This window comes from Acidianus sp. HS-5, from assembly GCF_021655615.1.
GTDB lineage: Archaea > Thermoproteota > Thermoprotei_A > Sulfolobales > Sulfolobaceae > Acidianus.
Genome location: NZ_AP025245.1, coordinates 1,802,094 through 1,825,493 on the forward strand (window position 1 = coordinate 1,802,094; position 23,400 = coordinate 1,825,493).

22 protein-coding genes, 2 tRNA genes and 1 rRNA gene are annotated in these 23,400 nt (G+C 34.6%); 12 read left to right on the forward strand and 13 right to left on the reverse strand.

Annotated elements, in window-relative coordinates; genetic code table 11:
• The first annotated feature begins 31 nt into the window (after window positions 1-31).
• The gene (locus tag HS5_RS09635) at window positions 32-2,653 is read left to right on the forward strand and encodes an ATP-dependent helicase (RefSeq protein ID WP_236751196.1); all 2,622 of its coding nucleotides are present in this window, start codon (window positions 32-34) and stop codon (window positions 2,651-2,653) included.
• Between the two features lie 242 nt (window positions 2,654-2,895).
• On the opposite strand, the gene HS5_RS09640 is transcribed toward HS5_RS09635, so the two are convergent.
• The gene (locus HS5_RS09640) at window positions 2,896-3,798 is read right to left on the reverse strand and encodes a CBS domain-containing protein (RefSeq protein WP_236751197.1); all 903 of its coding nucleotides are present in this window, start codon (window positions 3,796-3,798) and stop codon (window positions 2,896-2,898) included.
• A 35-nt stretch (window positions 3,799-3,833) separates the two neighbouring features.
• Window positions 3,834-4,532 carry a DUF2192 domain-containing protein gene (locus HS5_RS09645; RefSeq protein ID WP_236751198.1) on the reverse strand — a complete coding sequence of 233 codons (699 nt, stop codon included), beginning with the start codon at window positions 4,530-4,532 and terminating at the stop codon, window positions 3,834-3,836.
• Between the two features lie 61 nt (window positions 4,533-4,593).
• Here HS5_RS09645 and HS5_RS09650 point away from each other — a divergent pair, with 61 nt between their 5' ends.
• Window positions 4,594-4,983 carry a hypothetical protein gene (locus tag HS5_RS09650; protein WP_236751199.1) on the forward strand — a complete coding sequence of 130 codons (390 nt, stop codon included), beginning with the start codon at window positions 4,594-4,596 and terminating at the stop codon, window positions 4,981-4,983.
• Here HS5_RS09650 and HS5_RS09655 read toward each other — a convergent pair.
• On the reverse strand, window positions 4,957-5,313 hold the full coding sequence (locus HS5_RS09655; RefSeq protein ID WP_236751200.1) for a helix-turn-helix transcriptional regulator: 357 nt from the start codon (window positions 5,311-5,313) through the stop codon (window positions 4,957-4,959). The two genes, HS5_RS09650 and HS5_RS09655, sit on opposite strands and share 27 nt — an antisense overlap.
• A 53-nt stretch (window positions 5,314-5,366) precedes the next feature.
• Here HS5_RS09655 and HS5_RS09660 point away from each other — a divergent pair, with 53 nt between their 5' ends.
• On the forward strand, window positions 5,367-6,251 hold the full coding sequence (locus HS5_RS09660; RefSeq protein WP_236751201.1) for a zinc-binding alcohol dehydrogenase family protein: 885 nt from the start codon (window positions 5,367-5,369) through the stop codon (window positions 6,249-6,251).
• On the opposite strand, the gene HS5_RS09665 is transcribed toward HS5_RS09660, so the two are convergent.
• Complete coding sequence (locus tag HS5_RS09665; RefSeq protein ID WP_236751202.1) at window positions 6,224-7,432, reverse strand: PLP-dependent aminotransferase family protein; 1,209 nt, start codon at window positions 7,430-7,432, stop codon at window positions 6,224-6,226. The genes HS5_RS09660 and HS5_RS09665 overlap by 28 nt on opposite strands.
• Window positions 7,433-7,466: 34 nt before the next feature.
• On the opposite strand from HS5_RS09665, the gene HS5_RS09670 reads away from it, so the two are divergent.
• Window positions 7,467-8,270 (forward strand): nicotinamide mononucleotide deamidase-related protein, encoded by an 804-nt coding sequence (locus HS5_RS09670; RefSeq protein WP_236751203.1) that lies wholly within the window; start codon window positions 7,467-7,469, stop codon window positions 8,268-8,270.
• On the opposite strand, the gene HS5_RS09675 is transcribed toward HS5_RS09670, so the two are convergent.
• From HS5_RS09675 to HS5_RS09690, 4 genes are read right to left on the reverse strand one after another with little or no spacing between them, the layout of a single operon-like run.
• Window positions 8,245-9,009, reverse strand: coding sequence for an alpha/beta hydrolase (locus HS5_RS09675; protein ID WP_236751204.1), 765 nt, complete (start codon window positions 9,007-9,009; stop codon window positions 8,245-8,247). The two genes, HS5_RS09670 and HS5_RS09675, sit on opposite strands and share 26 nt — an antisense overlap.
• A gap of 1 nt (window position 9,010) precedes the next feature.
• A complete protein-coding gene (gene pheT / locus HS5_RS09680; RefSeq protein WP_236751205.1) occupies window positions 9,011-10,627 on the reverse strand; it encodes a phenylalanine--tRNA ligase subunit beta in 1,617 nt (538 codons plus the stop codon).
• Window positions 10,627-12,033 carry a phenylalanine--tRNA ligase subunit alpha gene (locus tag HS5_RS09685; RefSeq protein WP_236751206.1) on the reverse strand — a complete coding sequence of 469 codons (1,407 nt, stop codon included), beginning with the start codon at window positions 12,031-12,033 and terminating at the stop codon, window positions 10,627-10,629. Before HS5_RS09685 ends, pheT begins: the two co-directional genes overlap by 1 nt.
• 4 nt (window positions 12,034-12,037) lie before the next feature.
• Window positions 12,038-12,718, reverse strand: a complete 681-nt coding sequence (locus HS5_RS09690) for a metal-dependent hydrolase (protein ID WP_236751207.1) — start codon at window positions 12,716-12,718, stop codon at window positions 12,038-12,040.
• A gap of 38 nt (window positions 12,719-12,756) precedes the next feature.
• On the opposite strand from HS5_RS09690, the gene map reads away from it, so the two are divergent.
• The 7 genes from map to HS5_RS09725 all read left to right on the forward strand — a co-directional run bounded on the left by map (window position 12,757) and on the right by HS5_RS09725 (window position 18,796).
• A complete protein-coding gene (gene map, locus HS5_RS09695; RefSeq protein WP_236751208.1) occupies window positions 12,757-13,650 on the forward strand; it encodes a type II methionyl aminopeptidase in 894 nt (297 codons plus the stop codon).
• 58 nt (window positions 13,651-13,708) lie between these two features.
• Entirely contained in the window at window positions 13,709-14,857 is a 1,149-nt protein-coding gene (locus HS5_RS09700) for a DUF1512 domain-containing protein (RefSeq protein WP_236751209.1), read from the forward strand.
• 12 nt (window positions 14,858-14,869) lie between these two features.
• The gene (locus HS5_RS09705) at window positions 14,870-15,061 is read left to right on the forward strand and encodes a hypothetical protein (protein WP_236753526.1); all 192 of its coding nucleotides are present in this window, start codon (window positions 14,870-14,872) and stop codon (window positions 15,059-15,061) included.
• Between the two features lie 33 nt (window positions 15,062-15,094).
• Window positions 15,095-15,213 (forward strand): 5S ribosomal RNA (gene rrf / locus HS5_RS09710).
• Between the two features lie 31 nt (window positions 15,214-15,244).
• Complete coding sequence (locus tag HS5_RS09715) at window positions 15,245-16,423, forward strand: HD domain-containing protein (protein ID WP_236751210.1); 1,179 nt, start codon at window positions 15,245-15,247, stop codon at window positions 16,421-16,423.
• Window positions 16,420-17,106 carry a phosphoglycolate phosphatase gene (locus tag HS5_RS09720; RefSeq protein WP_236751211.1) on the forward strand — a complete coding sequence of 229 codons (687 nt, stop codon included), beginning with the start codon at window positions 16,420-16,422 and terminating at the stop codon, window positions 17,104-17,106. The genes HS5_RS09715 and HS5_RS09720 overlap by 4 nt, the downstream gene beginning before the upstream one ends.
• Window positions 17,093-18,796, forward strand: a complete 1,704-nt coding sequence (locus HS5_RS09725; RefSeq protein WP_236751212.1) for a glutamate--tRNA ligase — start codon at window positions 17,093-17,095, stop codon at window positions 18,794-18,796. The genes HS5_RS09720 and HS5_RS09725 overlap by 14 nt, the downstream gene beginning before the upstream one ends.
• A gap of 219 nt (window positions 18,797-19,015) precedes the next feature.
• Here the strand turns inward: HS5_RS09725 and HS5_RS09730 are convergent.
• From HS5_RS09730 to ahcY, 4 genes are all read right to left on the reverse strand, one after another.
• A tRNA-Asn gene (locus HS5_RS09730) sits at window positions 19,016-19,100 on the reverse strand.
• Window positions 19,101-19,247: 147 nt separating this feature from the next.
• Window positions 19,248-19,628 (reverse strand): 50S ribosomal protein L7Ae, encoded by a 381-nt coding sequence (gene rpl7ae, locus HS5_RS09735; protein WP_236751213.1) that lies wholly within the window; start codon window positions 19,626-19,628, stop codon window positions 19,248-19,250.
• A gap of 543 nt (window positions 19,629-20,171) precedes the next feature.
• Window positions 20,172-20,258: transfer RNA gene (locus tag HS5_RS09740), tRNA-Ile, on the reverse strand.
• Window positions 20,259-20,306: 48 nt separating this feature from the next.
• Complete coding sequence (gene ahcY, locus HS5_RS09745) at window positions 20,307-21,554, reverse strand: adenosylhomocysteinase (RefSeq protein WP_236751214.1); 1,248 nt, start codon at window positions 21,552-21,554, stop codon at window positions 20,307-20,309.
• Window positions 21,555-21,639: 85 nt separating this feature from the next.
• Between ahcY and HS5_RS09750 the strand changes: the two genes are divergently transcribed.
• Window positions 21,640-22,335 carry a peptidylprolyl isomerase gene (locus tag HS5_RS09750; RefSeq protein WP_236751215.1) on the forward strand — a complete coding sequence of 232 codons (696 nt, stop codon included), beginning with the start codon at window positions 21,640-21,642 and terminating at the stop codon, window positions 22,333-22,335.
• On the opposite strand, the gene HS5_RS09755 is transcribed toward HS5_RS09750, so the two are convergent.
• Window positions 22,328-23,371, reverse strand: coding sequence for an NAD(P)-dependent glycerol-1-phosphate dehydrogenase (locus HS5_RS09755; protein ID WP_236751216.1), 1,044 nt, complete (start codon window positions 23,369-23,371; stop codon window positions 22,328-22,330). The genes HS5_RS09750 and HS5_RS09755 overlap by 8 nt on opposite strands.
• Between the last annotated feature and the right edge of the window lie 29 nt (window positions 23,372-23,400).

A 23,400-nucleotide genomic window follows, 5' to 3' on the forward strand; every position in this document is an offset into this window, starting at 1 on the left:
GCTTTTAACCCAAGAGTTTCATTTAACCTAAATGAGCATTGAGTATGCTAAAGGCTTAAGGGATGAAGAATTATTTAAAGTATTAAGACCTTATGTAGCAGAATGGTTTAAAAAGAAATACCAATCGTTTACTCCACCTCAAAAGGCAGCAATCCCACTGATTAAAAATTATGAAAACGTTCTAGTTTCTAGCCCTACGGGAAGTGGAAAAACTCTTGCTGCGTTTTTAGGAATTATAGATAACCTATTTAATTTAGCAGAGAAGGAGCAACTTGAGGATAAAATATACGCAGTTTACATTTCTCCACTTAGAGCGCTTAATAATGATATGTATAAAAATTTGATAGAGCCATTGACAGAAATAAGAGAACAAGAAAAAGTAGATTATAACATTAGAGTAGGTGTAAGAACTAGCGACACGTCTTCTTACCAAAAAGAGAAAATGCTAAAATTACCTCCTCACATTCTTATAACCACTCCTGAATCTTTCGCAATATCTTTAACCGCTCCAAAATTTAGTGAGAAGTTAAGAGATGTACAATGGGTAATTGTTGATGAAATACATGAGTTAGCAAACAGCAAGAGGGGATCATTTCTATCAGGGTTTTTAGAGATTTTCGAGAATATGATAGCTAATAGCAAAATTAGTAGAATAGGTTTAAGCGCTACCATTTCTCCTCTAGAGGAAATAGCGAAATTTCTTGTTGGACCTAAAAGAAGTTGTAAAATTGTTGATGCAAGATTCGTAAAGAATGTTGACTTGAAGGTTCTTTCTCCCGTAAAAGATTTAGTTCATGCAACGGAAGAGGAAATAAGCAGCGGTATATATAAATCAATAATTGAGGAAGTACTTAAGCATAGAACTACATTAATTTTTACCAATACCAGAAGTGCAGCAGAAAGAGTTTCCTTCAAATTAAGGAATCTAGTCCAATCACAAAACTTGTTTGACGCTGACATGATAGGAGCTCATCACAGTAGCTTAAGCAGAGATGTGAGGTTAGAAATTGAGGATAAATTAAAGAAAGGGGAATTAAAGGCAGTAGTATCTTCTACTAGTCTTGAATTAGGAATAGATATAGGTTACATTGATCTAGTAATATTACTTAGCAGTCCAAAAAGCGTCAGCAGGTTACTCCAAAGACTAGGTAGAGCTGGACATCATATTAGAAGTATAAGTAAAGGAAGGATAATTGTAGTTGATAGAGACGATTTAGTAGAATGCACTGTGTTAGCAAAACTTGCAAAGGAAAGAAAAATAGATAGAGTTTACATTCCTAAAAATCCACTTGATGTACTAACACAATTAATAATTTCAGCCTCACTTATAAGACCTACTTCCATCGAAGAATTTTACAGTATTATTACACAAAGCTATACATTTAGTGAATTAACGTTAGATTCGCTGAAAGCTACAGTAGATTACCTAACTGGAAAATACGGACTGGAATCAAACAAAGTTTATGCTAAAGTAAGAGAAGAAAATAACATAGTAAAACCTAGAAGAGGATCCAGAATGATATTTTACATGAATAGCGGTACTATTCCTGAAGAATCTCTAGTCTCTGTGTATACAGAAGGTAATAGATATGTAGGAAACTTGGAGGAAGAATTCGTTGAAATTCTATCTCCAGGCGATATTTTCGTACTAGGCGGTAAGACTTACGAATTCATAAGCAGCAAAGGAAACAAAATAATTGTAAAAGATGCAGAAGGACAAAGACCTACAGTACCTAGTTGGTTTTCAGAAATGTTACCTCTAGCTTACGATTCTGCATTAGAGATAGGAAAATTCAGAAAGGAAGTTACGGAAATGATAGAGAAAAATATTGATAGAAAAACTGCAATTGAAGAAATATCAAAAAAATACAATATTTCTAAGCATGCCGCATTTTCAATTTACGAGTACATTTTAGAGGAGTACTTATTTACTAATGGAAAAGTTCCTAATGATAAATACATTTTAATTGAGATTTACGACGATGAGGAAGATAGGAGAAATTTCATATTCCATGCGTTGTACGGAAGAAGAGCTTTAGATGCACTATCCAGAGCTTTAGCTTACATTATAAGTGAACAACTTAACGTTGACGTGAGAATTTCCGTCTCAGATAACGGATTCATATTAACTATACCAGAGAAAACTACTTATAGAATTGGTAAAATCTTTGATTATCTGAATCCTGATGAAATGTACAACATATTAAGTAAAGTTGTATTAAGGACAGAGATGGTTAAGAGAAGATTCAGACAAACTGCAGAAAGATCATTTATGATATTGAAGAAATATAAAGGAAGGCAGACTAACCTTGAGAGAAGACAACTAAGTTCAGAGGCTTTGCTTAATGTTGTAAAGGAAATTCCAAACTTTCCAGTATTAAATGAGACAATAAGGGAAATCTTGGAAGATCATATGGATATTAAAAGTGCAATAGAAATTATCAGAAAAGTTAAATCTGGCGAAATAAAAATTGGGACAATAGGTCCAAGGAAAGTTCCAAGTCCTTTTGCACACGGTATTATAGCAAAGGAGCATGCAGACGTGGTTCTGGCTGAAGAAAAGAGAGAATTACTTAAAAAGCTTCACGAAGAGGTTGTCGAGTATCTTAAAAGGAAGGGAATTAATATCGACCTTAACTATACCGAAGTTTGAATACTTATATACCATTAAGCAATCCTTGGATATAATTATCCAATAAACTTTCCATATTTTCATACTTTCTATATCAAATTTACTTGGTTCACAGCTTTTATTGTGCGTATGAACTATCGCTTGAAGTTCTCCTTTTTTTATCACAGAATAAAACTCTTCAGGATCCATCACAAACTCAAAAGGACTACTAGAAATATTGTTTATTTCATAAAATACTCCATCGAGTATTACTCCACACTTTTCTATACTCCCCATAGTAATTCCAATCCTGCTATAGACTTTAGAATATCCGTCCTAGTTACAATTCCTATAACCCTCTGTATTGAGTCTACAACAAGAAGCCTCCCAACATTGTATATTACCATTTTCCTAATTGCCTCTAAGACATCCTCTTCGTCCCTAATAGTTATAACGTCAGTCTTCATATAATCTGAGACTTTTGCATCATATTTCCCTTCAAAGAATGCCTTAATTATGTCTGCAGTTGTTATAATTCCCAAGACCTTCTCTCCTTCACCTAAAACTGGAGCTCCTCTAATACCTTCTTTATATAATACCATTGAAGCTTCCTTTAACGTCATATCGGGTTTAAGAGTTATTAATTTCCTCCCAATGATATTCTTTACCTTCTCCTTTGGAACGCTTATCATTCTCTTAACGTCTATTAAAACTTCTTTCCTGGAATCGTCAGCATTAATCACTACACCGTCTACTACTAATCTGCTATAAGGAGTAGGACCGAGCCTTACTGGATCTCCTGGCCTAATTTTCCTCAAATCCCCAGTGACTTTAAGTATTACTTTATTACCTGAAGGGTTTGTAACATCAAGAAGCTCTATATTATCAATTTTAATATCTGTCTCCACATTTCCTCTATATAAACTTAATTTATCAAGTATAGGAGAAATTGATGGATTTTTAATAAATTCGTAGGCTTTCAATGTCGGAATATATCCTCCATTAGGACCTGGCTTAGATTCAACAAGACCAAGGACTTTCAAACCTAAAATTATGTTCCTCACAGTACCTTCGTCTTTACCTATCATATCAGCAACTTCCTTGCTTTTTATCATCTTCTTTCCTTTATTGTATAATTCTACTAGTGCTAGTAAGATTTCCCTTTGAGTAGATGATAAATTCTGCATACTAAATTATAATTTAGATGTTTGCTTAAAAACTTCTATGTTTTAGCTGAAACTTCTAGAATTTTCTTAATCAACCTAGGTTTAACATTAAAAACTTCTTGAGAAATTAATGCAACGTAATTAGCCTTGGGTAAGGGATAGTCTATTCCTATATTTATTGAAATAGCCTTCTTCATTGCAATGTAATTCATTTTATCCCTAATGCTGCCTTCAGCTATACTCTCTGCTAGCTTGAATGCCGTATAAAACCTTGAAAAACTTTTAGCTGTATGTTTTATAGCATCATTAGCACTTGCGTCAAGCTTCCTTAATGCATCTATAAGCTTGCCTTCATCTGAAAAAGAGAAAACAACCTCGACGAATATTAACCTTAATGCTCTAGCAAGTAGATCTTTATCTTCATTAGCTTTTTTGAAAGCTTCTTCTGGAGAGCTTATTATCAAATTAGCAATATTTTCATAGGTTTCCTCAACTGCAAATAGTTTATCAAAAACTTGTTTATAGTCGTCAAATAAGCCTAAGCCAAGCTTTCCAATTACGTATACAGAAATAAGTTCCTTCTCATAAAGGTTTGTGGATTTAAATCCCCTGAAAGGCTTTATATTATTATCCTCGTAAGTTTTTTGTACTAACGAAATTAATTCATCTCTATTTAAACTTTCCCACTCATCAAGGATTCTTCCCCATAGATCAGTGATTACCTTTATCCTGCCCTTGTAGATCTCTTTAACCATGCTTAACCCGTTCAATATTGTGTAATTTTGCTTAAAAAGGATAGCATTTAAGCTACAAACCATGAGTTTAGAAGAAAGTTTGAAATCAAGTGTAGTTTTGATTTCTCCTTCTGATATAGAGGAAAGCGTAAAGAAAATAGAAGAAGAAATAAAATCGCATGAACAGATTGACATAGATTTTCAAAAGAAAATTCAAGAGGAACTTGATAAAATATGGAGTACATTATCTTGGCTAAAAATAGCTGAATCGCAAGGAGTCTGGAAGACTAAGACTTGCAGGCACTCAATTGACGGAGTTTGTGAGGCATGGAATATAAGCGATCCAACAAAACTAGGAATACCCCAAGAAGTAATTTCAATAAATCAAGATGGTACAAAAAGAATAGTAGTTGCTAAATTTTACCAAATATGCATTACTTGTCCATTATATGAACCCAGAAGAGGCCAGTAATTTTTTACCTTCTATTTCATCCAAAATTTTCTTAAGTTCATCAATTTTTTCAGTATTCGCATTAGGATATTCTGAAAACACTTCTATAACACTGTTCACAAGATCGTTTAAGATTACATCAATTATTCTCTCTTTCTCATCATCTTTAGCTATTTCAAAGGTTTTCAAAATTGTATCATCACTTGGATGAGTCAAGCCTTTAGTGAATTTCACTATAGCAGCTGGAGTTATTCCAAGCTCTTCTGCTAGTTCTTTTCTTGACCTTTTTTCTAAAAGGATACTAATAATCTCTTGTCTAGCTTCCTTACTTAGATTGTGTATAGCCTTCATTTAATGTCAGTTTAGTGCTAAAACTTAAAAGAGAAGTTTATAATTGCTTTCACATGATATCAATTATATTTAACCAAGGTATTATTCCCAAGGATGTTGTTGAAAGACCTATTAATAACGATTTTGTATTGGTATCACCAGATAAAGTACTTTTGACCTTTATTGAAAATTCAATATATTTAGGATTATTATGGGTTAGACCTTGGACTACATTGGGTAGCATTGGAATAGGCAAAATAGAAGCTGTAGGAGTAGATGTAGATCCTACGTTACAAGGTAAAAACGTAGTAGTTTTACCTTATTCTAGAAAATACGGAGGAATAGGAACAGAAATTGATGGATTATTAACTGAAAAAGCAGTAGTGCCTGACGACGCTATAGTTGCTCTTCCTGAGAAATTTGACGATAAAGCACTCCTTTATCCGTTTATATCTATAGCATCACAAATAGTTGAACTTGCAAAAGGAGAAAAAGTACTGATTATAGGTTCGGGCTTGCTAGGATTATTAACTTATCAATATCTTTTAGATAACTCTGTTGATGTTAGTTTATATACGGATATTCCAGGTAAAAAAATCCAAGGAGTGAAGGAGGTTAAAAATCTAGAAGAAGGTAAATGGGACATAGTAGTATTATCAACGATGAGAGGATGGGCTAGATATATTGCAGAAAGGCTAATTATTGAAGACGGGAGAATAATAGTCCCCGCTTTCATGAATACGTGGCCTCCGACTTTACCTCCTAAGTCAGTAAGAATATATCCAAAAAAGATGGATAATATACTCCAAAAAACTGAGAAAATTTCGGATAAATTCTTTAACGAAAATATAGCTTATTCCGATGATGTTTTGTCAAGTATTCCTACATCAAAAAATGGTATTATAGTAAACGTGAAAAAAGCGTTAAGTTCTTACGTCAATTCTTCCTTAATAACTTGACCTAAGATCTTGATTCCTTCAATTAACTTTTCTTTAGGCGGAAAACTGAAGTTTAGTCTCATAGTATTTCTTCCACTATAATCATAATAGAAGCTCGAACCGGGTACATAAGCTACTCCCATTTGTAAAGCCTTAGATAGCATATTTAACGTATCAACTTTTTCTGGTAACCATGTAAATACAAACATTCCTCCAACTGGCTTAGACCACCTTGCTTCCTTAGGGAAATATTCGTCTATTACTTGTAGCATCACATCTCTTTTCTCTCTGTAGAGTTGTCTAACTTTTGGAACATTATTTTGAATAACGTTCCTTCTTATCGCTTCAGCGGCTATAAATTGAGTAAAGCTTGGCGTATGTAAATCTACGTTTTGTTTATACAACTCAACATTCTGTATTATCTCTTCATCTGCAACAATCCAACCTAATCTAAAGCCAGGAGCCAAGATCTTGCTAAATGTTCCAGTGTAGATTACCCTACCTTCTTTATCTAAAGCCTTTATTGGAGCAGGACTTTCTCCTTCAAATACTAGGAATCCGTAAGCATCATCTTCTACTATTAAGAAATCATATTGAGAAGCTAATTCTAAAACTCTCTTTCTACCGCCTATATCTAACGTAGTTCCTCCAGGATTCTGGGCAGTAGGAATTATATAAAGTAACTTTGGAGATTTACCTTCAGATTTTAATTTTTTCAACTCATCTTCAAGCTTATCTAGATCTGGCCCCATTTCTGTTAGAGGAATTCCGTGAAATTGAGGATTCCTTGCTCTTAATATATTTAATGCCGCTAAATAGCTTGGCGTTTCTACAAATACATGATCTCCAGGATCCACTAGCAAGCTAAATAAAATAAATAGAGCTTCCTGACTACCTACAGTCACAAAAATATTATTCTCACTTATTCCTGTAATACCCCTTTGTGATGAAAGATTGACAAGCTCTTTCCTTAATTCCGGTATTCCCGCTGTCGCTGAATACTGTAACGCACGAGATGCGTAATTTTCCAAGATGTAATCTGTTATATTCTTTATATCTTCTGCAGGGAACGTTGAAGGATCTGGTAATCCTCCAGCTAAACTAATTACGTTTTTGCCCTCAGTAAGTTTCAGTAAATCTCTTATCTCAGAAGTTTTTAAGAGTGTGGTATCTTTAGAAAGAAACTTCGACCATTTAGCCATAAGCATAATTAGAGGGATTGGTATTTATTATTTTATGAGAACGTACTTAGCAGAAATTTTGAGCATAGGTAATGAGATACTCAGTGGTAGAACAGTTAACACAAATGCCTCACATATCGCAAGAAGGTTAACTTCACTGGGTTTTACTGTAAGGCGAATAACTGTAGTTATGGACGAACTTGATGAAATTTCACAAGGTTTTAAGGAAGCCATACAAAGAAATCCTAAAATAATAATATCGACAGGAGGATTGGGACCTACATACGACGATAAAACAGCCGAAGGACTGAGTTTAGCGTTAAGAAGAAAATTAACAATAAACAAAAAAGCTCTAGAAGAAATTGAAAACAAATACAAAAAATTAGGATTAGAAATTACAGAAGAAAGAAGGAAAATGGCAATTATGCCTGAAGGTTCGGTCGCGGTAGAAAACTCTAAGGGGATTGCTCCAGGTATTTACATAGAGCAAAACGGTATAGAAATACTTGCGACTCCAGGCGTACCGAGAGAAATGGAGGATATTCTAGAAACGTTCATCAAAAAATACATTAAAACTAAACCAGAAGTAAGATATGTAGAAGAAGTAATCTATGCAGATAAAGTTATGGAGTCTGCACTAGCCCCGTACGTCAAGCAGTTAGTAAAGAAATACGACCTATACATAAAGACTCATCCTAAAGGTTATGAGTTAAGCAATCCTTCTCTAGAAATTCAAATAGCAGGAAATAGTGAGAATGAAAATGAAATAAAGAAAAGAATAGAGAGCTGTATCAACGAGCTCAAGGAATATATAAAAAATCTAGGAGGAACTATCAAGACCTCTCAAGAAAATCAATAATTAAAGACAACATCTCATCTGGAGCTTCAAAATTTAAGAAATGCCCATAACCGTTAAGTATTCTATAATTTGAGTTAGGAATTGTTAGCATCATGTTCAAGTTTTGCTTAAGCTTATCCTCACTACCGTAAATAAGTAACGTCTTTTCATAAATTTTAGGAAGATCTCTAGAGTAATCCTTAGAGTGAAGCAATCCATCTACCGCATATTTATAACCTAAAGGATTATTTTCGTTATAAACTTCAAGTAATTTCCTCCAAGCTATGGGATTCAAAGTTAAAGAATCCGCAAAATCTCCTATGGTTTTCCTATATTCTGCTAGTGCTTCCATTCCAAAATTAAGAGCAATTGAAACGTAATTTTCATAAGGTTCTGGGTTAGGTGCCTTATACAATGCACCAGACAATATTATTTTATCAACAGGATTTTTCAATGCATAATCTATTGCTATTAAGGTTCCTAACGAATGCCCAATAATTATTGGATTATCAAGTCTAAGATATTCTATTAGTCCTTTAAGATCTTTAGAATGATCTTTAATTTTATACTCATAAGGTAAAAGTGAGGATCTTCCATGACCTCTAAGATCGTAAGAAATTACAGCATACTTTTGAGAAAGTTGATATGCAATATCAGACCAACTTTTATATGAACCTGCTAAATGGTGAATTAAAATAACCGGCTTTCCTTCTCCTCTTATTTCATAGTAAATTTTAGCATCGTCTAAAATTACGAACATGCTAACCACACAACTTTTCCAAGTAGATTTCTACTATAACTACGGGGTTTTCTATATTAAATTTCTCTAATATTTCTGGAGAAATCTCGCCTATTTCTCCTACTTCATTATTATTAATCAATATTTTTGCAGATCTACCTTTAATAAAGTAGTCCTTATCTTCTTTGACATAATTGGGTTCCTTTCCTTTTAAATTATATAATATCTGATGAATTACTGACTGCAACTCCTCATAAGATACTTTACTATTCATTATTGCAAGACAGGCTCTAGTATCGTTTTTATACCCGGTATCACTTTCTATGTTCCTTATTACGACATCTCCTACTTCAAACGTTCTTACAGGAAATCTAGCATGCTGATTTTTAGCTAAGAATTTAAGCATATTCCAAATAAGAGAATTTCTAACGGAATCATATTCTAGAGTTATAGGATTCTCTATTTTAACATAATTACCGGATAATAACGATGACTTATTTAATACAAAGGTGAAAATTTCCTGAAATCCTCCGCCTATAGCTAAATCTCTAAAAGCTCTCTCCAATTTGGTTATTGGTAAAAGTTCTCCCATTCCTTTGCTTGTATATTTTGGTAAGTTAAAGCTTCTATATCCATAAGCCATTGCAACGTCTTCTGCAACATCAACGAATGTCATTATATCTATTCTATAAGGGGGAACAATAACTTCTATGTCGTCCCCATTAATATTAGTGTCCATCCTCATCATTCTGATATATTTAGATACTTCCTCAGTTGACAGACTTAGACCGAGTCTCTTACTTATATCTTCAGTTTTCACTGATAGCCTATCATGAATTAATAAAGGAGACTTATCAACATACCTAGAGACTTTAATTGCACCTATCTTACTTCCTCCTTCTGCAAAATTACTAACTAGTATATCTAAAGTTTGGGCAACTGCACTAAGACTAGTACCAGTAACGTCAATAAATAGGTTCTTAGTAGACGCCTCAAGCCTTGTCTTATTTGAATTTATTATCGGTGGAATGCTTAATACTTGCCCATCTTCTTGTAATATTGCAGGCGAATAAGAGCCGTTAATCGATATATATCCGTAAAGTTTACCTTGCTCTGTAGAGGATAATACATCTGAAACACTCATTTCCTTATCAGAATTTAAAGGAATAAACTTGTAATCCAATGGTATTTTACTGTACTTTATCGTCTTACCATCAATTTTATCCAAATCATGAATACCTATTGCAACTTTCTTCCTTCTCCTACCTATAGTACAATGTAATTTTTCCTGGAATTGTATTATCTCTTTTATCCTATCATCATCAAGTTTTACATCATAAATAATTGCTCCAAGGGCATAAGGTCTACTTTCCACATCTTCTATTATCATCTGATAATCAGTAGGAGTTACCTCGTACTTAGCTTCACCTAATTTTCTTCCAAGAATTCCCTCAACAGCCCTTTTTATCCCTTCCGGACTAAGCATATCAAGCCTATCAGAGTTTATCTCAATTTCAAGTTCGTCTTCTCCCTTCTTTTCAACTTCAGATTTCAAATTAAATAGAACATCATTTAAGTCCTTATCTTCTAATCCTAGCAAGCTAAGTAGTCTAGACTCTTTTAATACAATATTTACCACTAATACACCACCTTTCTATTTCTTAAGTATTCAATATCATCAGAATACAAGTCTCTTATGTCTTTAATCCCTAAGAATAACATGGCAAGCCTGTCTAATCCTAATCCCCAAGCGCCTGCTGGCATTTTAACCCCTGCAGGTTCAGTAACTTCTGGTCTCAATAGCCCTGCTCCGGCCATTTCTACCCAACCCAAACCTTGAATATAGCCGTAAACCTCCACACTAGGTTCAGTAAACGGGAAGTAAGCAGGCTTAAACTTAACTTCCTTAATTCCTATTCCTGAGAATATTGCTTTCAAAGTCGATAAAAGCTCTCTAAAGTTGAAACTCTCATCTATAACTAGACCGTCTAATTGGTGAAATTCTATCAGATGCGTAGCATCTATTGCGTCTGGCCTAAACACTTTACCTATAGTAAATACTTTAATTTCCTTGCTGGGAGATGTGGAGAGAACCCTTGCTGTAGTTGCAGTAGTTTGACTCCTTAAAACTAGGGATTTTGCTATTTCTTCATTCCATTCATACTTCCATAGTTTTTCGTGAACTTCTTTTACCTTGCTTACTAAACTTTTATTCAGCAGTTCTCCTTTACCATTAACCTTAAAGCTATCATGTATTTCCCTTGCAGGATGATCTTGTGCTTGGAATAACATATCAAAATTATAAAATTCCATTTCAACGAAATCGCTCTTAACTTCCTTAAAACCAAGTGAAACCATAACATCCTTAACATGCTCTAAGAATTCTCTAAAATAGTGCTTTTTGCCTAAAGTAATAAAAGGAGGTAAAGCCTCAACATTATACTCCTTTAATTCATACTTAGTCCATTCCTTATTTCTCAATAACTCCGGAGTTAAATATGTAATTGAAGGACGTATTTGAGGTTCCCTAATTAGAGTCAATAACAAAACCTTGTTTTTCTTTATCTCAATAAGTCCTCTACTTTCTAACTCCTTTAAGTATTTCCTATCTTCTTCTGAAAGTTCTTGCGATGAAGATACCTTCTTAAGAACTGAGTATTCTGGTGATGTGTAAGAAGATTTTAAAGGAACTACTTCGCCTTTATCTACCTTAATCAATCCCTTTTTCCTTGCCCAACTTAAAGCAATATTAAAATCTTTAAATAGTTTTGCTATTTCCTGGACTTTTTTACTTTCGCCTTTTAAAAAATTTACTAAGTTATCCTCAGGAAGTCCTTCCTTTAACCTTTCTTCTCCTTCTTTTGTAAGCATGACTAAATCTTTTTCTTCTTCCCTTACGTCAACGTAACCCTTCTCCTTTAAAAGATAAGCTAGACTAAACACAGCAGTTTCTGGAATGATAGAAGAAAGTTCTGTGGAATAAGCTGATTTATTCTCTTTCTTTTTTAAAAAATCAATGATCTTTATCTCGTTTTCGCTTAACATGGCTTTACAACTCTATGCTCTCTCCTGATTGTAAGATTATCGGCTTATAACCCTTCTCTTTAACGTATTTCTCGAACTCGTTTGGGTCTACTTTAATTAAATCCCAAGTATTATAATGAATTGGAATTACTCCCTTCTTTGGTTTTATCATATCTACTGCTATTGATGCTTGATAAGGATCCATAGTAAATCTTCCTCCTATTGGTAGTAACGCATAGTCAGGCTTAAATACGTCACCTATAATCTTCATGCCTTCAAATAATCCAGTATCTCCTGCGTGATAAATAGTTACTCCGTTTGCAGAAATTACAATGCCCGTAGGATCACTATGCTCGCTTGAATGAATAGCTTGAGTTAGCGCTAACTTTATACCTTGATAGTCAACATATCCTCCAACGTTAGCAGGTATCATTCTATCCCATGAGATATTATGTTCTTTGTTTAAGTAATTCTCCAAATCCCATGTAGCGAAAAGTACCGCTTTCTTATTTCTAGCCATGATTTCTACAGTATCTCCTAAATGATCGTAATGGTCGTGAGTAACTGCTACTAAATCGAAATCGTCAAAATAGGATAGTTTGACCGGAGCTGTTGGATTATTCTTTATGAAAGGATCTATTATTATCTTTTTTCCTTGTAAATTTAGTTCAACTGCGGCATGACCTAACCATCTTAAGGAAGGCATGAGATAATATTAATAACTGAGAAATAAAAACTTCCATTATGACAGATGAGGAATTAAAAATTCTCATAAAAGCGGGAAAAATTGCCGCAGAAGCTAGAGATGCCGGGGCAAAAATGATAAAGCCTGGAGCAAAAGTTCTTGACGTCTGCGAAGCTGTAGAGAAAATGATAATTGAAAAAGGAGCTTTTCCAGCTTTTCCCTGTAATTTATCTATAAATTATGAGGCAGCACATTATAGTCCAGTTATAGGAGATGAAAAAGTTATACCTGAGGGAGCAGTAGTAAAGTTAGATATTGGAGCGCAAATTGATGGCTATATTTCAGATACTGCAGTAACTGTTGCTTTAGACGATAAATATCAAAGGCTTGCAGATACGTCTAAAGAGGCATTAAGTGCCGCAATCTCAAATTTTAGGCCTGGCGTAGCTCTTGGCAACATAGGAAAAGTTATTGAAAAAATAATTAGAATGAACGGATATTCTCCCATTAGAAATTTAGGAGGGCATCTCATAAGAAGATATGAACTTCATGCAGGAGTCTTTGTGCCCAATGTTTACGAGAGAAATATGGGAATAATAATGGAAGGAAATACTTATGCTATAGAGCCATTTGCTACTAACGGATTTGGCGAAGTGATTGAAGGTAAAATTGAGACTATCTATTCAGCTAAGTCCTTTGTCCCTAAAGGACTTTCGGAGGATGAAAAGCAATTCCTGGATGTAATAAATAATAGATTTAAAACTCTACCGTTCTCAGAAAGATGGCTTTCAGACTTAGGAGATAAGGAGAAAGTGGAGAGAACTCTTAAAAGCTTAGTCAGAAAGAAAGCATTATATTCATATGCAGTATTAATAGAAATAAGGAAAGGGATGGTATCACAATTCGAACACACAGTTTACGTAGGCAAGGACGAGACAATAATAATAACGTAAAATTAGATTTTGGTAAAAGTTTAATTTGGACAAATGCAGATAAGTTACAAGAAGGCATATGTTAGATATAATTTTAAACATATTAGCATTAGCACAGGCAGGAAATAGCGGTGCAGCACTTAATGCTTTCGAATTATTGTATATGTTATTCTTTATTATAATACTAGCAGTATCCTTCATTCCTGGGCTTCAACAGCAATATCAAATGATGTTCATGAGCAAAGATGTTGAAAAGAACCTTAATACCATAGAAAATTATCTCAAAGATTCTAAGGGTGTTGCCGAAAAATTACTTAAAGAAAAGAGTTTCCCAGATCCAAAAGCTTTTCTCGATAGAGTTATAGATAGATTTGTAATAGATCCAGTAAGTATAGAACCTACAGATATTATAAGTAGGATGAAATTATTACTTAGGACTAATGAAGACACTGTAAGAGAAATGATAAACAAGTATTCACCAAATATAGATCCAATGAGTAGAAGCCAAATCGAAGTTTCAATAGAAGTAATAAATGCTTTAAACATGATATATAAAGTAATAAGGCATTACTTCTTGCTAGCTAAAAAACTAAAGAATTTAATGATAATGTACCAGTTGCAAGCTGTTGCACCGATATACGCAAAATTGGCTGAAGCTTATGGAAAAGCTCAGAAAGTCTTCTTACAAGGAATACCAGTAGGAGACGGCTTAGGACCACTGGTAGCATCAAGATTCTTAATGAATATTGAAAACAAGTGGAGTCCTAGTAGAGATACTATTGCAGGCTCAATGGAGTTTGAAGGAAGGAAACTAATAGTAGTTAAAGCTGAAGGACCAATGGCAACAGTAGGAGAGCCTGGAGAAGCAGTGCAAAACATTGTGGAAAAAGAAGGCAGTAGAGTTGCAAGAATAATAACTGTAGATGCAGCATTAAAGTTAGAAGGAGAAGACACTGGAAGTATGGCGGAAGGAATGGGTGTAGCAATGGGTGATCCAGGACCAGAAAAGATAGCGATAGAAAGAGTTGCAGCCAAGTATAATATTCCTATAGACGCAGTAATAGTAAAAATGAGTATGGAAGAGGCAATAACTGAGATGAGGAAGGAAGTCTATGAGGCTGCTGACAAAGTTGTAAGCTACGTAAAGAACTTAATATTAGAAAGGACAAAACCAGGAGATACTGTTGTACTAGTAGGAGTAGGTAATACAGCAGGAATTGCCCAGTGATGAAAAATGGCAATATCCTCAGAAGTTAAACAACCATTGATCGTAAAAACTGTAATAAAATGCATGACTTGTGATTATTCTATAGTTAGAGATTTTCAACAAGGCGACTTTGTTCCTAAGCTTGTAGGAACTTGCCCTAAGGATGGTGGAAAGCTTTACATAGCTGGAATTTACGCTGAAACACCCACTAATACGCACAAATAATTTTTTATACTTCTATTCCTTTTCTTTTATTGCCTACCCGGCCATAGTGGGGGTGCAACACCCGGACTCGTCTCGAACCCGGAAGTTAAGCCTCCCACGTTGGAAGGGCAGTGGGGTCCGAAAGGACCTGCAGCCCTTTCAAGCCGGGATGGGTTTTATATTTCTCCCCTTTTCATATAATGTATGAAAAAGATATTCGATGAGATTCATGGATATATAACACTAGGAGACGCAGAAATTGAAATTATAGATTCTCCAGAATTTCAAAGACTTAGAAGAATTAAGCAGACAAGTCTAGCTTACATAGTTTATCCTGGAGCAACACACACGAGATTTAGCCATTCTTTAGGAACATTTTATCTAGCATCTAAAGTAGGAGAGAAGCTTTATGCCTCTGGTGAGATAAACGAGGAAGAACTTCAAGATCTTAAAATGGCAAGTTTATTACATGATATAGGGCAATTTCCTTTTAGTCACGCAATAGAAGGATATTATTTGCCTCAAGGTTTCGGAAATAAAGAACTAAGAGACTTCATATTGGAAAAGTCGGAGATTAAAGACATTTTAGAAAAATACGGTTTTTCTATTTCTAGAATCCTCGATATATACAATGGAAACTCATTATTATCTTCTATCATAGACGGAGAAGTAGACGTAGATAGAATAGATTACCTAATAAGGGACTCAAGACATTCCGGAGTACAGTTAGGTAAATTGGATTTAGATAGATTAATAGATACAATAGCATATACTCAGTCTGGAATTACAGTAGAAGATAAAGGAATAATAAGCTTAGAAAATTTCTACATTTCTAGGCTGCACATGTATCAAGCTGTGTATTATCATAAAACAATCCTGGGATATGAGCTGTTCTTAAGAAGTCTTTATGAATACATGATAAATTATTGCAATAGAGATCTCAGAGACGCATCAAATATTAAAGAAATGGTAAAAGAAGGTCTTTTCCCTTATTGGGACGATGAATGGACAATATCTTCTCTTTATGATTGTTTAACTGAAGATATTCCCTCATCTATAATACAAAAAATAAAGAACTTTATGGATAGAAAAGGACCTAAGGTGGTTTACGATGAAGTGTCTTACAAAGAGGAAAAAGGGTATTTAGAAGATATAAGAAACCAACTAGAGAAAATAGGAATTCCTTCTGATTCAATATATCCTTTTGAGGAAAAAATTTCTGTAATAGATAAGAATAAAATCAAAATCATTTCCAAAGGAAAGGAGAAGAAATTAAAGGATTACTCTCCTACCTTGTTGCATGAGATTCCAGACTTTATATTAATAAGAAGAGTTTATGTTGATTATGAATACGCTAAAAAAGCGAGGGAAGTATTGAGTTGATTAAGCTTGTGCTAACAGATCTTGATGGTACATTAACTGAAGATAGAGGAATTTTTAAAGTGGATCTAGATGCAATAAAATATCTTAGATTGCTTGAAGAAAAAGGAATAAAAGTTGCTTTAGTCAGCGGAAATTCTTACCCGGTCTTAAGGGGGCTACACACTTACCTAGGATTCTCAGGAGGAGTGGTTGCTGAGAACGGTTGCGTAGTTTTACATAAACAAAAAATTAGAGTTTGCAAGCCAATGGAAAAACATATACTTAAAGAATTTAGAGAAAAATTCAAACTGAAAGATAGCTGGCAAAACGATTATAGAGAATGCGACTTCGGCTTTACACCTCCTAATGTTACTGAAGAAATGACTAAATGGGCAGAGGAAAAAGGATTATATATTAATTCCTCCGGTTACGCACTACACATAGCATTCAGACCTGCTGGTAAAACAGTAGGAGTTAGAAAACTAATGGAACTCATCGGAGTGAAAAAGGAGGAAGTTATAGGAATTGGAGATTCATTAACAGATCTTGACATGTTTAAAGAAGTTGGAATTAGAGTTGCGGTAGGTAATGCCGAAGAAGAGTTAAAAAAGGAGGCAGATATTATATTAAATCTTAAGAGTGGAGAAGGAGTTAAAGAACTAGTCACAATGATATTGGAGGGAAAATTAGATGGAAATAGATGAAATAATTTACAAGCATGCATTAGATAACGCCGTTAAGCACGACGGTAAGGCTGCAGTAGGTCCAGTAATGAGCAAAGTCCTAGGAGAAAGACCCGAACTAAAAACAAATGTAAAAGAAATAGCAAAGAGAGTCCAAGAAATCGTAGGAAAAGTAAATTCCATGACTCTAGAGGATCAGAGGAAGGAGCTTGAAACGAAGTTCCCAGAAATGCTTAGTAAAAAGAAGACAGAAGAAGAAAAGAAAACTTTACCACAACTACATAACGTTAAAGGTGAGGTAATAACAAGGTTTGCTCCAAATCCTGATGGTCCAATACATTTAGGAAATACTAGGGCTGCTATTCTTTCTTACGAATACGCTAGAATGTATAAGGGAAAATTCATCCTAAGGTTTGATGATACAGATCCTAAAGTTAAGAAACCATTAAGGGAAGCTTACGACTGGATAAGGGAAGATCTAAAGTGGTTAGGGATTACTTGGCAGGAGGAATTTACAGCATCTTCAAGACTTGAAAGGTATTACCAAGTAGCTAAAGAAATAATAGAAAAAGGCTATGCATATGTAGACACTTGTAGCGAAGAGGAGTTTAAGAAAATGAAGGAAACCAGGAACTTTTCTTTACCGTGCTTTAATAGATCAAAGCCAGTGGAGTATAACTTAGAACTATGGGAAAAAATGCTTGAAAGAAAATTCAAAGAAGGTGAAGCTGTACTTAGAATAAAAACCGACTTGAACGATCCAGATCCTTCTAAGATCGATTGGGTTATGGCTAGGATAATCAACACTGAGAAGAATCCTCACCCGCTTGTTGGAGATAAATATTGGGTATGGCCAACGTACAATTTTGCGTCAGCGGTAGACGATCATGAATATAAGATAACTCACATTTTGAGAGCTAAGGAACATATGAGTAATGCGGAAAAACAAAAGTGGTTATTCAACTACATGGGATGGGAAATGCCGGAAGTTATGGAATTTGGAAGACTCAAACTAGAAGGCTTCATGATGAGCAAATCAAAAATTAAGGGAATGATGGAGAAAGGAACTACGAAAGATGATCCAAGATTACCTACTATTGCAGGACTGAGAAGAAGAGGAATTTTACCAGAAACGATTAGAGATATAATTATTGAAGTGGGAGTTAAGCCTTCTGATGCAACTATAAGCTTTGAGAATATAGCTGCATTAAATAGGAAAAAACTCGATCCAATAGCTAAAAGGATAATGTATGTGGAGAATTATTCGGAGTTTACATTAGAGATACCGGAAGAAATGACTGCAAGAATACCTTTGAGTCCTTCAATGAAGGAATTTAGGGAAATTACAGTAAGACCTGGGGATATTATACTATTAGAGAAATCTGATGCAGAAAATCAAAGCGTAATTAGGTTAGTTGAATTATGTAATGTAAGAGTTGAAGGTAATAAACTAGTTTATGTGAGCAAGTCTATAGAAGATACAAAGAAAATGAACGCAAAAATAGTCCAATGGATTAAAAAAGGAGAAGAAGTTAATGTGAAAGTAATAAAAGCAGATCCTAACCAAGATTTAAAGACTATCGAAGGAAAAGCTGAAAAATATGCTATTAACCTTAATCCTAACGAAATAGTGCAATTCATTAGATACGGCTTTGTTAGAGTTGATTCCAAAAACGAAAATGGGCTATCAGTAATATATGCTCATGAATAATGCATAATCATGCCTTTTTAGTTTTAAAGATTTTTAAATAAGTACATTATTAGAACAAGATTATGAGAAATAAAGTCTTTACATTTAATAATTTATGAGGTTAAGAAAAGATATTATAATTAAAAGAGAAAAATAAATAATGGTAATAGGACATCACGTATAGCCTTTACTTAAGGTTATGAAACTTTATATTAACAGTGAAGTACCTCATTATCTTAACGCCGCAGGCTGGACTCGAACCAGCGACCGCCCGGTTTCTGCCGAAATTAACAGCCGGGCGCTCTTCCAACTGAGCTACTGCGGCATTTTAATTCTATAAACTTATTTCTTATAACGTTTTTGCTTACTCTTAACAAGGAATAATTTAACTACTTAAAATAATACGCTTACATGGCAATTAAAGAGAAAAATATCGCAAATAACAAAATGAGATTTAAAAATAAAATTATATTTATGAAGATTTACCAGATACTTCTTGCAATTTCTTTATAACTTCGTCTAATGCATCTTTAGCTTCTCCAGGATCAATTATTGCTGCTGCAGAAGCTGCAACTTGCAACCCACATGCTTCTCCTAGAGACTTTTTAGATGGTATATATATGTAAGGAACCTTCTTTTCTTCGCATAATCCAGGTAAGTGAGCAACTATTTCTTCTGGTTGAACATCTTCTGCAATGTATATTAACTTTGCTTGTCCTCTTTCTACTGCTTTTGTTGTTTCGTTTGTTCCTTTCTTTATTTTTCCTGATTCTTTAGCTTTCTTGAGAACTTCTAAGGCCTTATCTACTAAATCCTGCGGAGCTTCAAATTTTACATAAGATGGTTTAGACATACGTTCATCCTCCTCCTTATTTCGTCACGCAAAATGAATGGGACTCATTAGCTTAAAAAACTATTTGATATGCCTAAGGCTATCCTGAGCATAGTAAAAACTAGGAACTCTTGACAAGAACTTAAATATAGAGGAGAAAAAGGCATTATATAAAGAAGTATTAGTTCAAAGTTATCATTTTCATTTTTAAAAGTTCTGAGGAAAAATAACTTTATGAAATATATGGCTCTATTTCTACTTGAATATTTGCTTCTAGTATAAACACTTATCACACTTAGCTAACTTTCAATTAATCTCTAAATTCTTATTATAATAAGCCATTTTATATCTGAGCCCTGCATTTTTATATGTTAAGCTCTATTACATTGCAAGATACAAATGACACAACTACAGTTTCGGATTTTGTAACTGCAATAGGAGGAATAATAGAAACTTCAATATTACAACCAATTGAAAATACTACTTGAGAAGCTAGCATTGCCATGTAATGTATTACAACTTGCACAAACAAATGTAGGTCTGGGAGCGCTTACCAGACCATTATGGGCCCGGAGGGATTTGAACCCTCGACCACTCGGTTTCTCACCGAAGCTATGAGCCGAGCGCTCTACCTAGCTGAGCTACGGGCCCACATTTTTCTTTTTAGTAAATAATCCTTTTTAAGACTTACGAAAAAAATTACGTACCGTATTTCCACTGTTTCATGTACTCTTTCTGCTCTTCAGTCATCTGTTCTATTTCTATACCCATCCCCTTTAATTTTAGTGATGCTACTTTTTCATCGATTTCTTCTGGCACGTTATATACTTTTACTTCCAGTTTATCTTTATTATTATAGATATATTCTACTGAAAGAGCTTGATTTGAGAAGCTTAAGTCCATTACTTCACTTGGATGACCTTCTGCCGCAGCAAGGTTAACTAGCCTACCATCTGCTAATAAGTATACTTTATTTCCATTAGGTAGCTCATATTCGTCTAGGTAAGGCCTTATATTTCTGACAGCTTTTGCGACTTCCTTTAAGCCCTTTACATCTATTTCAACGTTAAAGTGGCCTGCATTAGCTAATACTGCACCGCTCTTCATCTTTAATATATGTTCTTTACTAATCACGTTTATATTACCTGTAGCAGTAACGAAAATTTCTCCTAGCTCTGCAGCTTTACTCATAGGCATTACATCAAACCCATCCATTACAGCCTCTAACGCTCTTAATGGTGAAGCTTCAACAACTATTACTCTTGCTCCCATACCTCTTAATCTAGTTGCAATTCCCCTTCCTACCCAACCATAACCTACAACTACTGCAACTTTTCCTGCAATGAGTATATTAGTAGATCTTATAATTCCGTCTATTGCACTTTGTCCCGTCCCTATCCTGTTATCAAATAAGTATTTTGTAAATGCGTTGTTGACTGCAATAACTGGGTATTTTAATACCTTCGATTCTTCCATTGCTTTTAATCTAATAACGCCTGTGGTAGTTTCTTCCGTGCCTCCTATTATCTTTAAAGATTGACATTTCTCATGAATATAGGCATGTAAGTCTCCGCCATCGTCCATGATGATATTAGGTTCATATTTCATTATTTCTTTTATATTTGAATAATAATCGTCTTCTCCTTCTCCTTTCCAAGCAAAAACCTTTATTCCATCTTCAACTAGCGCTGCAGCAACATCGTCTTGTGTAGATAATGGATTACTTCCTGCTAGTGCAACTTCTGCTCCTGCTTCTTTTAGCGTTCTTACTAGGGCAGCAGTCTCTTTAGTCACATGAAGAACTGCTGAAATTCTAACTCCCTTTAAGCTCTGTTTCTCCTTTAGCTCTTTCCTTACGTTCATTAGTGCGGGCATGTGCATTTCTGCCCATTCTATTTGTTTTCTGCCCTGTTCTGCAAGTTTTATGTCCTTAATTTTATAGTCCATATGAGAAAATCTTGTCTTCTGTAAAAAAGTTAAGTGAAAGAACAATAAGTTTAAAGTCTATAATCTTAACTCTCTCTAGATCTGAATGTTTAAGGATAACGATTTCGTGTATATAGATTATGTTAGTAAAATTAAAGATACTGGCGAAATAATTGATACAACAATAGAGGAGGAAGCTAAAAAAGCAAACATATATGATCCAGATAAGAAATACAAGCCTTTGTTAGTAATAATAGGAGAACACAGGGTTTTAGAAGGACTAGAAGAAGCATTAAGAGACTTTAATGAAGGAGACCAAAAGGACGTAGAAATTCCTCCATCAAAAGCTTACGGAGAGAGGGATCCATCAAAGGTTAAACTAGTGTCATTAGGAGAACTAAAGAGACAAGGAGTTACTCCAAGACCTAACATGGTAATAAGACTTGCAGAAGGAGGTTATGCTACAATAAAGAGCGTGAGTGGAGGAAGAGTTATTCTAGACTTAAACCATCCATATGCAGGAAAGACCATAATTTATAATGTGAAAGTAGTTAAGGTACTTAAGGATGACAAGGAGAAAATTCAAGCTTTAATTGAAAGATGGTTCGGTGAAGGTAACAAGATGACGTTTGAATTAACTGAAGATAAGAAGAGTGTAAAGTTTGATGTTCCGAAAGACTATTTCCTAGTGGAAGATTTACAAACTAGAAAATATATGCTTGCAAAGGATATAATAACTTTCGTGCTTCCTGAAAGCCTAGTAAGTTTTGTTGAGAACTATAATAAAGAGACTTTCAAGTAATAACCCCAGTATTTTTAGCAACTTTTTCTGCTGATGCAAAAGTTAGTCCTCTATCACCTAGTATTGTGTATCTTTCTGGACGGATAGTATGTGCAATAGTTAATGCCTTTATTATTATTTCATCTGGAATTCCTAACTGTTTAGCAGTAACCGGAGCCCCTATTCTAATTAGGGCCTTCCTTATTTCCTTCCATTTTATACCGTGAATATAAGCCATTAATATAGTTCCGACCCCGACTAGTTCTCCATGAAGAGGACCTTCTGGATAAAGCATTTCTATAGCGTGAGCAAATAAATGCTCAGAACCGCTTGCAGGTCTAGTGCTCCCTGCCATACCCATTGCTACGCCACTGCTTATTAATGCCTCAACTAAAAGTCTAACACCGTATTTAAGATCTTTATTTATTATCCTAGTACAGTTAATTGCATGCTTGGCAGAGAGTAAGGCTAAAGATGCAGTATAATCTCCGTAATATTCTCCTCTTAGTTTTGCTGCTAATCTCCAATCCCTTACAGCAACTATTTTACCTATAGTATCTCCTATTCCAGAATTAATTAGTCTCCTAGGTGCAGAACTTAGGACATCTATGTCGGCTATTATTGCCGTTGGTTCTTTAGCTTTCATTGATATAGGTTTTCCAAGGCCTTTTATTGCTGCAAAAGGTGATGTAATGCCGTCATGAGAAGGGGCAGTAGGTATGCTTACGAAACGCTTGTTTAATTCAAATGCCGAGAATTTTGCAACATCTATTGCTTTTCCTCCCCCAACTCCTAGTATTACACTACTTCCCTGCTTCTTTGCAAACTCCTCTACTCTCCTAACTTCATCGAGATTAGCCTCTTGAACTTCTATAACGTCTGCAGGCAGCTTATCAAGAATTTTGCTCACTACTAACCTTCTTACATTACTTCCAGTAACAATGAGAAAAGGACCGTTGAGCCCCAATTCAGAAAAGTAATCATCGATCTTTGATATTATTCCGCTGCCGATAAAAATTCTTTCCGGTAAATCAATTATATGCTCTTGCATTTCCATATGGTAATGTAAAGTTTTAAATATTAAAA